At 66.6% G+C, this 14,698-nt stretch carries 15 protein-coding genes; 6 read left to right on the forward strand and 9 right to left on the reverse strand.

Annotated elements, in window-relative coordinates; all coding sequences use genetic code 11:
• Positions 1-108 precede the first annotated feature (108 nt).
• The gene (locus ABRZ00_RS07145; RefSeq protein ID WP_368642487.1) at positions 109-651 is read left to right on the forward strand and encodes a DUF4168 domain-containing protein; all 543 of its coding nucleotides are present in this window, start codon (positions 109-111) and stop codon (positions 649-651) included.
• Positions 652-675: 24 nt separating this feature from the next.
• On the opposite strand, the gene ABRZ00_RS07150 is transcribed toward ABRZ00_RS07145, so the two are convergent.
• Positions 676-903: a 4-oxalocrotonate tautomerase gene (locus ABRZ00_RS07150; RefSeq protein ID WP_368642486.1), complete on the reverse strand. Its 228-nt coding sequence runs from the start codon at positions 901-903 to the stop codon at positions 676-678.
• 162 nt (positions 904-1,065) lie between these two features.
• Here ABRZ00_RS07150 and dctP point away from each other — a divergent pair, with 162 nt between their 5' ends.
• From dctP to ABRZ00_RS07175, 5 genes are all read left to right on the forward strand, one after another.
• The gene (gene dctP / locus ABRZ00_RS07155; RefSeq protein ID WP_368647636.1) at positions 1,066-2,121 is read left to right on the forward strand and encodes a TRAP transporter substrate-binding protein DctP; all 1,056 of its coding nucleotides are present in this window, start codon (positions 1,066-1,068) and stop codon (positions 2,119-2,121) included.
• 27 nt (positions 2,122-2,148) lie between these two features.
• Positions 2,149-2,664, forward strand: a complete 516-nt coding sequence (locus ABRZ00_RS07160; protein ID WP_368642484.1) for a TRAP transporter small permease subunit — start codon at positions 2,149-2,151, stop codon at positions 2,662-2,664.
• On the forward strand, positions 2,664-3,983 hold the full coding sequence (locus ABRZ00_RS07165; protein ID WP_368642483.1) for a TRAP transporter large permease subunit: 1,320 nt from the start codon (positions 2,664-2,666) through the stop codon (positions 3,981-3,983). Before ABRZ00_RS07160 ends, ABRZ00_RS07165 begins: the two co-directional genes overlap by 1 nt.
• A gap of 72 nt (positions 3,984-4,055) precedes the next feature.
• Complete coding sequence (gene dapA / locus ABRZ00_RS07170; protein ID WP_368642482.1) at positions 4,056-4,931, forward strand: 4-hydroxy-tetrahydrodipicolinate synthase; 876 nt, start codon at positions 4,056-4,058, stop codon at positions 4,929-4,931.
• A 10-nt stretch (positions 4,932-4,941) separates the two neighbouring features.
• Complete coding sequence (locus ABRZ00_RS07175; protein ID WP_368642481.1) at positions 4,942-6,423, forward strand: aldehyde dehydrogenase; 1,482 nt, start codon at positions 4,942-4,944, stop codon at positions 6,421-6,423.
• Positions 6,424-6,501: 78 nt separating this feature from the next.
• On the opposite strand, the gene ABRZ00_RS07180 is transcribed toward ABRZ00_RS07175, so the two are convergent.
• From ABRZ00_RS07180 to ABRZ00_RS07215, 8 genes are all read right to left on the reverse strand, one after another.
• Positions 6,502-7,158 (reverse strand): GntR family transcriptional regulator, encoded by a 657-nt coding sequence (locus ABRZ00_RS07180; RefSeq protein WP_368642480.1) that lies wholly within the window; start codon positions 7,156-7,158, stop codon positions 6,502-6,504.
• A gap of 7 nt (positions 7,159-7,165) precedes the next feature.
• Positions 7,166-8,107, reverse strand: coding sequence for a 4-hydroxyproline epimerase (locus ABRZ00_RS07185; protein WP_368647637.1), 942 nt, complete (start codon positions 8,105-8,107; stop codon positions 7,166-7,168).
• A 9-nt stretch (positions 8,108-8,116) separates the two neighbouring features.
• Positions 8,117-9,367, reverse strand: a complete 1,251-nt coding sequence (locus ABRZ00_RS07190) for an NAD(P)/FAD-dependent oxidoreductase (RefSeq protein WP_368642478.1) — start codon at positions 9,365-9,367, stop codon at positions 8,117-8,119.
• Between the two features lie 127 nt (positions 9,368-9,494).
• Entirely contained in the window at positions 9,495-10,232 is a 738-nt protein-coding gene (locus ABRZ00_RS07195) for a flagellar brake protein (protein ID WP_368642477.1), read from the reverse strand.
• Positions 10,233-10,351: 119 nt separating this feature from the next.
• Positions 10,352-11,788 carry an NAD(P)(+) transhydrogenase (Re/Si-specific) subunit beta gene (locus ABRZ00_RS07200; protein WP_368642476.1) on the reverse strand — a complete coding sequence of 479 codons (1,437 nt, stop codon included), beginning with the start codon at positions 11,786-11,788 and terminating at the stop codon, positions 10,352-10,354.
• Complete coding sequence (locus ABRZ00_RS07205; protein ID WP_368639673.1) at positions 11,785-12,093, reverse strand: NAD(P) transhydrogenase subunit alpha; 309 nt, start codon at positions 12,091-12,093, stop codon at positions 11,785-11,787. Before ABRZ00_RS07205 ends, ABRZ00_RS07200 begins: the two co-directional genes overlap by 4 nt.
• Positions 12,093-13,211 (reverse strand): Re/Si-specific NAD(P)(+) transhydrogenase subunit alpha, encoded by a 1,119-nt coding sequence (locus tag ABRZ00_RS07210; protein WP_368642475.1) that lies wholly within the window; start codon positions 13,209-13,211, stop codon positions 12,093-12,095. The genes ABRZ00_RS07205 and ABRZ00_RS07210 overlap by 1 nt, the downstream gene beginning before the upstream one ends.
• 84 nt (positions 13,212-13,295) lie before the next feature.
• Entirely contained in the window at positions 13,296-14,576 is a 1,281-nt protein-coding gene (locus tag ABRZ00_RS07215) for a bifunctional O-acetylhomoserine aminocarboxypropyltransferase/cysteine synthase (RefSeq protein WP_343836026.1), read from the reverse strand.
• Positions 14,577-14,698: the final 122 nt, after the last annotated feature.

Consider the following 14,698-nt stretch of genomic DNA (forward strand, 5'->3'; position numbering starts at 1 on the left):
GGGAAATCCCTGTGTCATGGCGACACAGGCCTATACAACGGGAAACTTGAAATACGCCCGCTCCGCCGTGATGATGAAACCGTCAATCACCCAACGCAGGAGTCCAGGATGAATCAGGCGATGAAGGGTTTTCCGCCGCCGGGCCGTCCCAAGGCGGAAAGCCCCCCCCTTGGGGGGGCAGCGAGCGGCCAGGGGCTGCGCGGCGAGGGGGGTCTGTTTCCGCCGCCGGGCCGTCCCAAGGCGGAAAGCTCCCCCCTTGGGGGGGCAGCGAGCAGCCAGGGGCTGCGCAGTGTCGGGGCGTTTCTGGCGGCTTCCGTCATTGCGCTGGGGCTGGCCGCCCCCTTGACGGTAGTCCGGACGGCGAACGCCCAGGCGGCCTATGAGGTGGTGGATCAGCCGACGGACGAGCAACTGCAGCGTTATGCGGCGGCCGTGCGCAAGGTCGGCATGGTGGCTGCGGAATACCAGCCCAAGCTGGAGGCCGCCCAGGACGAACCGGCCAGGCAGGCGGTGCGTGTCGAGGCCGACCAGAAAATGGTGGACCAGGTCGAGGCCGGCGGCATGAGTGTGGCCGAATACAACGGCATCAGCCGCGCCGTGCGCGAGAATCCCGAGTTGCGCCGGAAGGTCGAGCGTCTGGTCGGCCAGTAGCGAGGGCGTCTCTTTGCGCCAGGGTCAGCTCTTTTCGGACCAGAGTACGCCGCCCGTGGCCCAGCGGTCCTTGCTGATTTCCGTGAGGATGATGTCCACGGAGTCCGGCTGGCAGCCCAGGACTTCGCATGTGCGCTCCGTCAGGGCGCGGACGAGTTCGCGTTTCTTTTCGGGGGTGCGGCCCTCGAACAATTCAATGTGCATGGTCGGCATGGCACAACTCCTGTGAAGTCGAGAACGGGAGCCTAGCATATGCGGCGGGCGCGCCCGTGCAGTTACCCCCGCGCCGGGCATCGACAGGCCAAGTTCGGTGTTTACCCTAAATATGTTGTAAATATATTTATAGGATATTAGACTAGGCATAGCGCGAGTGCTGTTCGAGCTGCGCCGGTCCAATACTTCAAGGGGGAGACCATGAAGAAAATTTTCCGTACTCTGGCCGTGGCGGCCTTGACGATGTGCACCGCAGGGGCCGCGACGGCGGCCGACGTGACTTGGCGCGTGCCGACTTCCGTGCCCGAAGGCTCGCCCTTCTATCAGAATTTCCTGGAGCGCTTCGCGTCCAACGTTAAGACGATTACATCCGGCCGGGTCGAGATCCAGCCTTTCGGCGCCGGCGTCATCGTGCCTGCCTTGAAGGTGTTCGATGCGGTGCGCGAAGGCGTGGTTGAAGCCGGCCACTCCACGTCCAGCTACCTGGTCAACCAGGATCCGCAAAACGCCATTTTCTCGGGCTTCCCGGGCGGCATGGGGCCGGACACCTACAAAGCCTGGCTGTACCAGGGCGGCGGCAAGGAAAAGCTGGAGAAGCTGCGCGCCGGGCAGGGGTTGAAGACCATGATCGTCGGGATCGGTTCTTCTGAAATCATGGCCCACGCCAACAAGCCCATCCGCAGCGCGGAAGACCTGAAGGGCCTGAAATACCGCACGTCCGGTCCCTGGGCCGAGGTGATGCGCGATTATTTTGGCGCCGTGCCGACCGTGGTGCCGCCGGGCGAGACCTATACGCTGCTGCAGCGCAAGGGTGTGGACGCCGTGGAATGGGCTCCGCCCTCGGCCAATATGCCCGAAGGTTTCCACCAGGCGGCCAAGTACATCGTCGTGCCGGGCGTGCACCAGCCGACCTTCATGTGGGAAGTGGTCGTCAAGCAGGAAACCTGGGACAAGGTGCCTGCGGACCTGAAACCGTTGATCGAGGCCGCCGCCCAACTGACCACCGAGCAGAGCCTGGACTATTTCTATGACGCCGATATGAAAGCAATGGAAAAATACCGCGCCGGACGCAACGAGATCATCACCCTGAGCCCCGAATTCGTGAAGCAGTTGTCCGATGCGGGCTATGACTGGATGCACAAGACGGCCGAAGCGCAAAAGGCCGCCGGCAAACCGGGCATGGCCGAGGTGCTGGCCGACTACGAGGCCTACCACAAGCGCTGGAAGGCCGAGAGCAACTACCTGATGCGCGATTGATCCGCGCGCCTACCTAGCGAGGCCGAGATGCTCAATGCCCTGACCCGATTCGCAAACGGCGTATCCTGGTGCGCTTCCCAACTGGCCAGCGTGTCGGCGGCCGTTCTGACCATCGCCATGGTCTATGAGGTCGTGGCCCGCTACGTATTCGATGCGCCCACGGTTTGGGCCTTCGACATTGCCTACATGGCCAATGGCGCCGTCTTCCTGCTGGGCGTGGCCTACGTCCTGCGGGAAGACGCGCACATCCGTATCGACGTGCTGCGCAACCGCCTGCCCGCCCGTTTCAACCATGGAGTTCAGGGGGTCGCCTACCTGTTGGTCCTGGCGCCGTTCTTCGGCATGCTGTCCTGGATTGCCGCATCGCACACCTGGCGCGCCTGGGTGCGGCATGAGGTCGAGACGGTGAGCCCCTGGGCGCCGGTGATGTGGCCGTTCTACCTGTGCTTTGCGATCGGGTTGACCGCCCTGACCCTGCAATTGGCGGTGGAGGGTCTGCGGGCCTTCCGCGGCCTGGATTCCGACGCCAAGAAGGAACACTGATGAATCCGACCATCGCCGCCCTGATGTTTCCGGGGATGTTCCTGCTGATTTTCCTGGGCGTCCCTGTTTCCCTGTCTCTGATCATTCCCGCCCTGGCGGCCGGCTGGTTCGCTTTCGGCGATCAGGTGTTCAACCAACTCTACGGCGGCCTGTATTCGGCGGCCACCAACTACATCCTGTCGGCCATTCCCATGTTCGTGCTGATGGGCGCGATCCTGGAGCGCTCCGGGATCGCCGCACGCCTGTTCCGCACCATGCAGTTGTGGCTGGGCCGGCTGCCCGGCGGCCTGGCCGTGGCCACCATCGCCATGGGCGCCACCTTCGCCGCCGCCGCCGGCGTGGTGGGGGCGGTCGAAGTCATGGTGGGCCTGATGGCCATTCCCGCCATGCAGCGTTTTCGCTACGACAATTCCCTGATCGCAGGCACCATCTGCGCGGGCGGTTCGCTGGGCACTATGATCCCGCCTTCGGTGGTGGCCGTGGTGTATGCCTCGCTGGCGCAGATCTCGGTGGGCGAGCTGTTTGCCGCCATGCTGTTCCCGGGGCTGGTGATGGTGGCGCTGTTCATCCTGTACATCATCGTCGTCTGCCTCGTGGATCCGAAGAAAGGCCCCCGGGCCGACGATCCGGACATGCGTCTGCCGGTGATGGAAAAGCTGAAGATCACGCTCAGCGGCCTGTTGCCCACCATGCTGCTGATCGTGGCCGTGCTGGGCTCGCTGATGGCCGGCATCGCCTCGCCCACCGAGGCTGCGGCCGTCGGCGCGGTCGGCGCGCTGATCTTGTGCATCTGCTACGGCAAGTTCAGCCTGCCCGTGATGCGGGAGTCGCTGGCGATCACCGTGCGGATCTCCGCCATGATCATGCTGATCGTGGCCGGCGGTATCATGTTTACGGGAATTTTCGCCGCCAACGGAGGGTCACGCCTGATCCAGGGGCTGATCTCCGACATGGGCCTGGGGGTGTCGGGCACCCTGGTGCTGTTCCTGTGCATCGTGTTCCTGCTGGGTTTCGTGCTCGACTGGACCGCCAATGTGCTGATCTGCGTGCCGCTGTTCCTGCCCGTGCTCACGGCGGCCGGCGTCGATCCGATCTGGTTCGGCACGCTGGTGATCATCGTCATCCAGACCAGCTACCTGACCCCGCCGATGGCATCCTCGATCTTCTACCTGCTTTCGATCGCGCCGCCGGACATGAAGTATGGCCAGGTCTGCAAAGGCGTGGTGCCGTTCATCCTGATCCAGTTCGCGACCCTGGCGCTGGTGGTGCTGTTCCCGGCCCTGGCCACCTGGTTGCCGCAGCGCGTCGTCGGGTTCTGATTTTGATTCCGGGGTCTTGCGCCCCGCATTCGCCCGGAGTCCGGGCCGTTTTTCTCGTCTTTAGGAATACATATGAATACCGCTGGAGTCCTAGTTCCCATCATTACCCCGTTCGCGGCGGATGGCCGCGTCGATGCCGACGCGCTGCGCCGGCTGGCGGAACGCTTCATCGAGGCCGGCGTCGCGGGAATCGTCGCCTGCGGCACCACGGGTGAGTACTACGCGCTGGAAGACGACGAGCGCGAACTGGTGCTGCGCACGGTGGCCGAGGCCACCCGGGGCCGCGTGACCGCGATCGCCGGCATCAATGCCCTGTCGACGACGCAGGCCATTCGCAATGCGCAACAGGCCGAGGCCCTGGGCTACGACGGCTTGATGTTGTCCACGCCGCCCTACAGCTTGCCGGAGCAGGCCGGGATTGCGCAGCATTTCCGCACGGTCGCGCAAGCTACGAGGCTGCCGATCATCATGTACGACTTCCCGGCCAGGGTCGGCGTGCAGATCGAGGTCGAGACCGTGATCGAGCTGGCCCGCATCCCCAACATCGTCGGCATCAAGGAAAGCAGCGGCAGCTTCAATCGCGCCCTGGCCCTGATCCAGGCCGATATCCCGAATTTCGAGATCATCAGCGGCTCCGACGACATGGCGGCCGATTTCCTGTTCTGGGGCGTGCGCAGTTGGATCAGCGGCGGCGCCAATGTCTTCCCGGGCGAGCAGGCGGCCATGGTCAAGGCCGCCGACGACGGCCGGTGGGACGAGGTGCGCCGCCTGATGAGCGGCATGTACCCGGTGATCCAGGCCATGGAGTCCGGCGACTACAACCAGAAGGCCAAGCTGGGTTGCCGCCGCCACGGCATCGAGGCCGGCCCGGTGCGCCAGCCCCTGGCCCCGCTGTCGGAGCAGGACGAACGCGCCTTCCTGGCGCTGCTGGATGCCTACCAAGGCTGAGGAGACCACCATGCCGCAGACCAAAGAACAGATTTTCGCCCAGGCCCGCGCAGGCAGCCTTTGGGCGGGCCACCTGATTCCCGGCCATGAGGCGCCGGGCGCCCGGATGGACAATACGACGCCGATCGACAACAGCGTGATCGGCTCCCTGGAATCGGGCACCGCCGCCGATGTCGATCTGGCGGTGCGCGTGGCGCGCGCCGGCTTCAAGTCCGGGGAATGGTCGCAACTGGCCCCGGCGGAACGCAAGCGCATCATGCTGGCCTGGGCGGACCTGATGACGGCCCACGCCGAAGAGCTGGCGGCGCTGGACTGCATCGATGCCGGCAAGCCGATCACCGAGTGCCTGAATACCGACCTGCCGGCCACGCTCGACACGTTCCGCTGGTACGCCGAAGCCATCGACAAGTGTTTCGGCCGCATCGCCCCGACGGGACCGGATGCCATGGGCCTGATCGTCAAGGAACCCATCGGCGTGGTGGGCGCCGTGCTGCCCTGGAATTTCCCCGCGCAGATGTATGCCTGGAAGGTCGCGCCCGCGCTGGCGGCCGGTAATTCGGTCATCGTCAAGCCCGCCGAGCTCACGTCCCTGAGCGCCTACCGCATGACCCAACTGGCCCACGAGGCCGGCGTCCCGGCGTCGGCGCTGCAACTGGTGACCGGCCTAGGCGAGGAAGTCGGCCAGGTGCTGGGCCGCCACATGGATGTGGACGTGGTGTCCTTCACGGGCTCCACCGAGGTCGGCCGCTACTTCCTGAAGTATTCCGCCGAAAGCAACTTGAAGGAAATCGTCCTGGAGTGCGGCGGTAAGAGCCCGCAGGTGATCTTCGACGACGCGGATCTGGATGGCCTGGTGGATCATGTGCTGGCCGCCGCCTTCTGGAACATGGGCGAGAATTGCAGTTGCGGTTCGCGCCTGATCGTCCAGGCCGGCATCAAGGATGCCCTGCTCGACCGTCTGCGCGCGCGCTTGTCCGCCTGGAAGGTCGGCTTGCCCACGGACGAATCCGTGCAGATCGGCCCCATGGTCGAACGCGCGCATTTCGACAAGGTGCGCGGCTTCCTCGAAGGCGCTGCGGCCGAAGGGGCGCGGCTGGTGCATGGCGGCCGCATTCATTCCGACCTGGGCAGCGGCTGGTATGTGGAGCCGACCATCTTCGACGGCGTCACGCGCGCCTCGCGCCTGTTCCGCGAGGAAGTCTTCGGTCCTATCCTGGCCGTGAGCACTTTCGAGACCGAAGCCGAAGCCATCGAGCTGGCCAATGACAGCCACTACGGCCTGGCAGCGTCCCTGTACACCCGCGACGTGGGCCGCGCCCAGCGCGTGGCCCGCGCCATCCAGGCGGGCACGGTGTCGGTCAACGGTTTCTCGGAAGGCGACATCACGACCCCGTTCGGCGGCTACAAGCAGTCCGGCTTCGGCGGCCGCGACAATGGCCTGGAAGCCCTGGACCAGTACCAGCAGGTCAAGACGATCTGGTATGTGAACTAGGCCTGCCCGGGCCTGGCGCAGGAAAGTTCCACGCCGCAGGGCCGCCCCGGCGGCGTGGGGCTGCGCAGCGAGGGGGGCTCACCCCTCGATCACTGTATGGGTGAAATCCATCAGGTAGTCCATCAGCGCATCCGCGCCGGCGATGGCCCGCTCCGGATCGTTGGCGTGGATGCCTTCGGCCAGCATCAGGTGGCAGCGGGCGCCGCGCTCCAGGTCGCCTTCGTGCTGGTAGGCGTACCAGAAACGCCGGCATTGAATGATCATGGGAATGATCGCCTGCACCGCGTAGGGGTTGCGGCTGGCTTCGTGCGTGACGCGATCCAGGGCCTGGTCGGCCTGCATGTAGTCGCCCAGGTCGCCCTCGTGCGCGGCGGCCGCCATGTCGTGCGCGCACTGCAGCAGGGCGGCGCGCTGGCCGGACGTTGCGCGGCGGGCCGCCGATCCGGCGATCAGCCGTTCCAGAACCCGGCGGGTCTCGATCAGGATGAGGTGTTCCGCGATGCGGATTTCGCTGACGCGGAGCCCGCGGCGGGGCTGCTGTTCGATCAGGCCGCTGGCGATCAGCCGCATCAGTGCCTCGCGGATGGGCGTGCGGCCCAGGCCGGTCATCTGAATGAGGTCGCTTTCCACGATCGGCTGGTTGGGCTCCAGTTGCAGTGTGGCGATCATCTGCTCGATGCGGTCGTAGGCCGCTTCGGTGGCGCGGATCTTGATGGTGGGGGATGCGGAAGTCATGGTCGGATCAGAGCTGCGGTTCGATGCCCCATTGAAAGGGATCATCGTCCTGGAGAATCAGGGTGGTTTCGCCGCTGATGCAGGCGCGTCCGCGCAGGGTCGGGATGACCTCGCCGTGCTCACCCGGTTCGTAGCTGGCCTGGAACTGGCTGCCAATGATACTGGACTGGCGCCAGATCTGTCCCGGCGCGAGCTTGCCGTCGGCGGCCAGGCAGGCCAGTTTGGCGCTGGTGCCGGTGCCGCAGGGCGAGCGGTCGTAGGCCTTGCCGGGGCAGAGCACGAAGTTGCGGCTGTCGGCCTCCTCGTCGGCGCCGAAAAGCTCGATGTGGTCGATGCGCGCATCGCCCCGGCCGCGGATGCCCTGGGCTTCCAGGGCCTGGCAGATGGCCCAGGCGTAATCCGTGAGGGCGGCCCGGTCGGCGCCGGGTACGACCCGGTCGGGCGCCTCGACCAGGAAGAACCAGTTGCCGCCCCAGGCGATGTCGCCGTGCACGGTGCCGTAGCCCGGGACGTCCACGGCGACCGCCTTGCGATGGCGGTAGGCCGGCACATTGCGCACGCTGACCGAGCCGTCGGCGTGCAGGGTGGCGCCGATGGCGCCCACCGGAGTCTCAATGCGATGCGCGCCCGGTTCGATGCGGCCCATCCAGGCCAGCGAAGCCAGCAGGCCGATGGTGCCGTGGCCGCACATGCCCAGATAGCCGGTGTTGTTGAAGAAGATGACGCCGGCGGTGGCGGCGGGATCGACCGGCGTGCACAGAAGGGCGCCGACCAGCACGTCGCTGCCGCGCGGCTCCAGAATCACGGCCTTGCGCCAATCGTCGTGCCGTTCGGCCAGGAGCCGGCGGCGGTCGGCCATGGATCCCCCGCCCAGATCGGGAAAGCCGTCGAGTACCAGGCGGGTCGGCTCTCCGCCCGTGTGGGAATCCAGGATGGCGATGCGGTGCATGATGAGTCCTCAGAAAAAGCGTTCCGGCCGGTAGGGAGCGGGGTCGATGGCGGGGGGATGGCCGCCGATCAGGTCGCGGATCAGGCGCGCCGTGGCGGCCGATTGCGTCAAGCCCAGATGCCCGTGGCCGAAGGCGTAGAAGATATCGGGGTGGCGCCGCGCGCGGCCGATCACCGGCAGTGAGTCGGGCAGGCTGGGCCGGAATCCCATCCATTGCTCGCCGCCCTCGGTGCGCAGCGCCGGCAGGAAGGCCTTGGCTTTGTCCAGCATGGCCTGGGCGCGGCGGTAGTCGGGCGGGCGCTTCAGGCCGGCGAGTTCGACGGCGCCGCCGACGCGGATGCCGCAGCTCAGGGGCGAGATCACGAAGCCATGGTCGGAAAAGGTGATCTGGCGGCGCAGGTCGAGCGCGCCAGGCGGCAGGGTCGTGTTGTAGCCGCGCTCGGTTTCCAGGGGGATGGGGTCGCCCAGCGGGCGGCTCAGCCGGTGCGACCAGGCGCCGGCGGCGATGACGACCCGGCGTGCCGCCAGGGAGGTGCCGTCGTCCAGCGCCAGGCGGGCGCCCCCGGCGCCCGGCTCGACGGCGCGGACTTCGCGGCGCAGCATGCGGGCGCCGAGCGCCTGCGCCTGCCGGCCGATGTCCACGGCCAGTGCCTGGGGGTCGTCGACGTTGCGCCAGCGGGGCACCAGCATGCCGTGGGTGAAGCGGGGCGACAGGCCGGGCTGGAGTTCGGCCAGTTCGGCGCCCTGGACGGGGCGGCTTTCGATGCCGTGGGCCAGGCGCTGGCGGGCGGTTTCCTGGGCGGCGGCAAAACGGCCGGCGCCTTCGTAGACTTCCAGCACGCCTTCGGTATGCAGATGGCGATCCAGCCCCGTGCGGGCCAGCATGGCCAGCATTTCCTGTTCGGCCAGGCAGATCAGGGTCGCCTGCGCCTGGATGTTGGCCTGGTAGCGCGATGGCCGGCTGGCGCGCCACAGGCGCAGCAGCCAGGGCGCGATCTGCGGCAGATAGGCGGGTGGCAGGCTGAGCGGCCCCAGGGGGTCGAACAGCCAGCGAGCCGCCTTGCGGATGATGCGCGGAGAGGCCAGCGGCAGGATTTCGGCAAAGGCCAGTGCCCCTGCGTTGCCCCGGCTGGCGCCGCTGGCCGGATCGTTGCGTTCGACCACGATGACGTCGTGCCCGGCCTCGCGGAGGTACAGGGCGCAACTCAGGCCGATGATGCCGCCGCCCACGATGGCGACGTCACAGGAGGAAGCGTTCATGATAAGTGCCGTTCAGGGTCGCCAGCGGACCCGGTACGGGGATGATTTCACAGACCCGATAAATATTCAACCAATATATTTATCGGGCGCCGTTTGAGCCGGAGACCCGGGCCGGATCCCGCCGGGTTTATTCCATGCCCCAGCGGCGGGCGAGGACGGCGCGCTCCAGGGTGCCGATGTACTGCTGGATGGTGATCTGGCGGCTGTCGGGCAGATTGAAGTAGCGGCAGGCGACCTGATGTTGCGGTTTGCCGTTGTCCTGCGTCAGGTGGGTGGATCGGAGCACGCGCAGGCCGACGTCCAGTTCGCCGGCGTCGGGCAGTTCGAGGGTGCACTCCTCGAAGATCGTGCCCACGGGGATGTCGACGAGCAGCTTGTCGTGGTCCACCAGTTGCAGGCCGCCGGCGCTGATGTCGGCGATCCGGAAGCGCGCGGAGCCCGAGGGCAGGGCATCGTTTTCGATCAGACAGTATGCAGGATTGCTGGCCGGAATATCGACCCGGAAGAACTCGCGCCGCTGGATGCGCCGCAACTGGGTTGGCCAGGCCATCGACAGGGCCGGCTTGCCTCCGTGCATGGCAGGGCTGAGCGGCCCGGAGAACTCGATCATCACGCGGTCGAGCGTGCCTTGCAGACGCACGTCGGGCGCGCGCAGCAACTGGGTGTTGATCTGGTCCTCGGAGGCATTGTCGAGGATCATCGTATTCGTCTTCGGATCGACATCGAGCAGCGTCGAGATGATCGAGACGGTCTTCCCCGGGATGTCCAGGCGCACGAGCACCCGCTGGTTGAGCAGGCCTTGCACGATGGAACTGATTTCGAGCGGTTGCGACACCAGACAGGGATCGTCTTCCTGGAAGGCCATGTTTCTATTTACGACACAAAAGTGCGACAGGATGAATTCTAAACGATCCCGTCCGGAAATCCGTATTCCGGGACTGCGGGAAAGCCCGCATGCGCGGGTCTTCCCCGAGGCCGGAGCCCTTATTCGAGGGCCTTGACCATGTCCTCCACGACCTTCTTGGCGTCGCCGAACACCATCATGGTCTTGTCCATGTAGAACAGCTCGTTGTCCAGGCCGGCATAGCCCGCCGCCATCGAGCGCTTGTTGACGATTACGGTGCGCGCCTTGTAGGCCTCCAGGATCGGCATGCCGGCGATGGGCGAGTTCGGGTCGTTCTTGGCCGCCGGATTGACCACGTCGTTGGCGCCTAGCACCAGCACCACGTCGGTCTGGCCGAATTCACCGTTGATGTCTTCCATCTCGAAGACCTGGTCGTAGGCGACTTCGGCTTCGGCGAGCAGCACGTTCATGTGCCCCGGCATGCGGCCGGCGACCGGGTGGATGGCGTATTTCACCGTGACCCCCTGGGCGGAGAGCTTGGCGGCCAGTTCTTTGAGCGCATGCTGGGCGCGCGCCACGGCCAGGCCGTAGCCGGGAACGATGGTGACGGTCTCGGCGTTGCTCATGAGGAACGCGGCGTCGTCCGGACTGCCGGACTTGACGCTGCGCTGGGCCTGGGACGCCGCGCCCGCGGCGGCCGGCTCGGCCCCGAAGCCGCCCAGGATCACGTTGAAGAACGACCGGTTCATCGCCTTGCACATGATGTAGGACAGGATCGCGCCCGAAGATCCCACCAGAGAGCCGGCGATGATCAGCATCGGATTGTTCAGCGAGAAACCGATGCCCGCCGCCGCCCAGCCGGAGTAGCTGTTCAGCATGGAGATCACCACCGGCATGTCGGCCCCGCCGATCGGGATGATGATCAGCACGCCCAGCAGGAAGGCGATGGCCGTCATGAGGATGAACGGCAGCCAGGCTTGCGTCGCCATGAACCAGAAGCCGCAGGCCAGCATCAGGATCGCCAGCAGCAGGTTGAACAGGTGCTGGCCCGGGAAGACCACCGGCGCGCCCTGGAACAGGCGGAACTTGTACTTGCCCGACAGTTTGCCGAAGGCGATCACCGATCCGGAGAAGGTGATGGCGCCGACGAACGTGCCGATGAACAGCTCCAGCCGGTTGCCGATGGGGACGGGGGCGCCCTCGGCCGCAATGCCGAAGGCATGCGGCTCGGCCACCACGGCGGTGGCGATGGCCACCGCCGCCAGGCCGATCATGCTGTGCATGAAGGCGATCAGCTCCGGCATCTTGGTCATCTGGACCTTGCGCGCCAGCACGGTGCCGATCGCGCCGCCGACCAGCAGGCCGAGGATGACGCGGCCCAGGCCGGCGGCGGTCGCGCCGTCGCGCGCCAGCCCGATGATGAGGGCCGCCGTGGTCAGGATGGCAATCGCCATGCCCGCCATGCCGAAGGCATTGCCCCGACGCGAGGTGGTCGGGTGGGACAGGCCCTTGAGCGCCTGGATGAAGCAGACCGAGGCGACCAGGTAAAGCAGGGTGACGAGATTGGCCGAGATCATGCCTGGCCTCCCTTGCGGTCTTTCTTCTTGAACATCTCCAGCATGCGCTGGGTGACCAGGAAGCCGCCGAAGACGTTGACCGCCGCCAGCGCCACGGCGAACACGCCCATGGACTGTGCCAGGCCGCCGTCGGTGAGGCCGGTCGCCAGCATGGCGCCGACGATGACGATGGCCGAGATGGCGTTGGTCACGGCCATCAGCGGAGTATGCAGGGCGGGCGTGACGTTCCAGACGACATGAAAGCCCACGTAGACGGCAAGCACGAAGATGATGATGTTGATCAGGGTGGGGTTGACGGCTTCCATCAGGCGCTCCTCAGGACCTGGCCGTCTTTGCAGACCAGGCAGGCGTTGACGATGTCGTCGTCCGCCGGCGGGGCGAAGCGGCCCTCGGCATCGATGACGAGTTTCAGGAAATCGAGCACGTTGCGCGCGTACAACGCGGACGCGTCGGTCGCCAGCAGGGCGGGCAGGTTGGCCAGCCCGACCAGGGTGACGCCGTCGCGCTCGACGACCTCGCCGGGGACCGACAGCGGGCAATTGCCGCCGCGCTCCACGGCCAGGTCGACGATGACCGAGCCCGGCTTCATGGCGGCGACCGTATCCGGCTGGATCAAGGTCGGTGCCGGGCGGCCGGGAATCAGGGCCGTGGTGATGACGATGTCGGCCTGCTTGCAGCGCTCGGCCACCAGGGCGGCCTGGCGCGCCATCCAGGCGGCCGGCATGGCCCGGGCGTAGCCGCCGACGCCTTCGGCGATCTCGCGCTCCTCGTCGGTTTCGTAGGGCACGTCGATGAATTTCCCGCCCAGCGATTCGACCTGCTCGCGCGCGGCGGGGCGCACGTCCGAAGCTTCGACCACGGCGCCCAGGCGGCGCGCGGTGGCGATGGCCTGCAGGCCGGCCACACCCGCGCCCAGCACGACCACGCGGGCCGCTTTCAAGGTGCCGGCGGCGGTCATCATCATGGGAAAGATGCGCCCGTAGTATTGGGTGGCCAGCAGCACGGCCTTGTAGCCCGCCAGATTGGCCTGGGACGACAGCACGTCCAGGCTCTGGGCGCGGGTCGTGCGCGGCGCGGCCTCCAGGGCGAAGGCCGTCAGGCCGGCGCCCGCCAGCGCCCGCAAGCCTTCGGGGTCGAAGGGGTCCAGCATGCCGAGCAGGACCGCGCCCGGTTTCATGCGGTCCAGTTCGGACGCATCCGGCCGGCGCACCTTCAGGACCAGCTCGCCGCCCAGAGCGGTCTGGGCGTCGGCCAGTTCGGCGCCTGCCTTCTCGTAGTCGGCGTCGGGGTAGCGGGCGGCCGTGCCGGCCCCGCGCTCGACCCGCACCTGATGGCCGGCCTGCACCAGTTTCTTGACGGTTTCAGGTGTGGCGGCGACCCGGGTCTCGCCCGGCAGGGTTTCGCGGGGAATGCCTACCTGCATGGCGGCCTCCCGGAGGCTGTGCGGCGGTATTGCTGCATGAGATTTCCTTGAATATCTTGAGGGTTGGGGCGGGACGGCGCCGGCTCAGCGGCTGGCGTCCAGCGCCTGGCGCAGATCGTCGAGGATGTCGTCGATGTGCTCGATACCGATGGACAGGCGGATCATGTCTTCGCCGACACCGGCGCGGGCGAGTTCTTCGGGGCTGAGCTGGCGATGCGTGGTCGAGGCCGGATGGCAGGCCAGGGATTTTGCGTCGCCGATGTTCACCAGCCGCAGGATCAGTTGCAGGGCATCGATGAACCGCGCCCCCGCAGCGAGGCCGCCCTGGATGCCGAAGGACAGGATGCTGGCGGGCCGCCCGCCCATGTATTTCTGCGCCAGCGCATGCTCGGGATGATCCGGCAGGCCGGCGTAGTTCACCCAGGCGACCTGAGGGTGATCCTTCAGGAAGCGGGCCACGGCCAGAGCGTTGGCGCAGTGGCGTTCCATGCGCAGGGGCAGGGTCTCGATGCCCTGCAGCACCAGAAAGGAATTGAAGGGCGAGATCGCGCCGCCGGTGTTGCGCAGCGGTACGACGCGGCAGCGGCCGATGAAGGCGGCCGGCCCGAAGGCCTCGGTGTAGACCACGCCGTGGTAGGACGGGTCCGGCTCGTTCAGCATGGGGAAGCGGTCGCGGTGCTCGGCCCAGGGAAAAGTCCCGGCGTCCACGATGGCGCCGGCGATGCTGGTGCCGTGGCCGCCCATGTATTTGGTCAAGGCGTGCACCACGATGTCCGCGCCCCACTCGATGGGGCGGCACAGGGCGGGCGAGGCGACCGTGTTGTCCACGATCAGCGGCACGCCGTGGCGGTGGGCGGCTTCGGCGAATGCCTGGATGTCGATGATGTTGCCCGCCGGATTGCCGACGGATTCGCAAAACACGGCGCGGGTGCGCTCGTCGATCAAGGCCTCCAGCGCGGCCACGTCGTCGTGGGGGGCGAAGCGCACCTCCAGGCCTTGGCGCGGGAATGTATGGGCGAACAGATTGTAGGTGCCGCCGTAGAGTTTGCCGGTGGACACGATGTTGTCGCCCGCCTGCGCCAGGGTCTGGATGGCGTAGGTGATGGCCGTCATGCCCGAGGCCACGGCCAGCGCGGCCACCCCGCCTTCCAGAGCGGCGACGCGCTCTTCCAGGACGGCGGTGGTCGGATTCATGATGCGGGTATAGATATTGCCGGCCACTTTCAGATCGAACAGGTCCGCCCCGTGCTGGGTGTCGTCGAAGGCGTACGAGGTAGTCTGGTAGATCGGCACGGCGACCGATTTGGTCGTGGGGTCGGGCGTGTATCCGGCGTGGATGGCCAGAGTCTCGAAGCGGCGTGTCATAGGGAAGTCTCCTGGTTCGACATGATGGGGCAATCGGCCATCGTACCGGCGAATGCGATTTCTGCTAAGGGTTGCAGCCCTATTTCTTTATAGCCACATGTCATATAAAGTCCTGTGCATTC

Source organism: Castellaniella ginsengisoli, from assembly GCF_040955415.1.
Taxonomy (GTDB): domain Bacteria; phylum Pseudomonadota; class Gammaproteobacteria; order Burkholderiales; family Burkholderiaceae_B; genus Castellaniella; species Castellaniella ginsengisoli.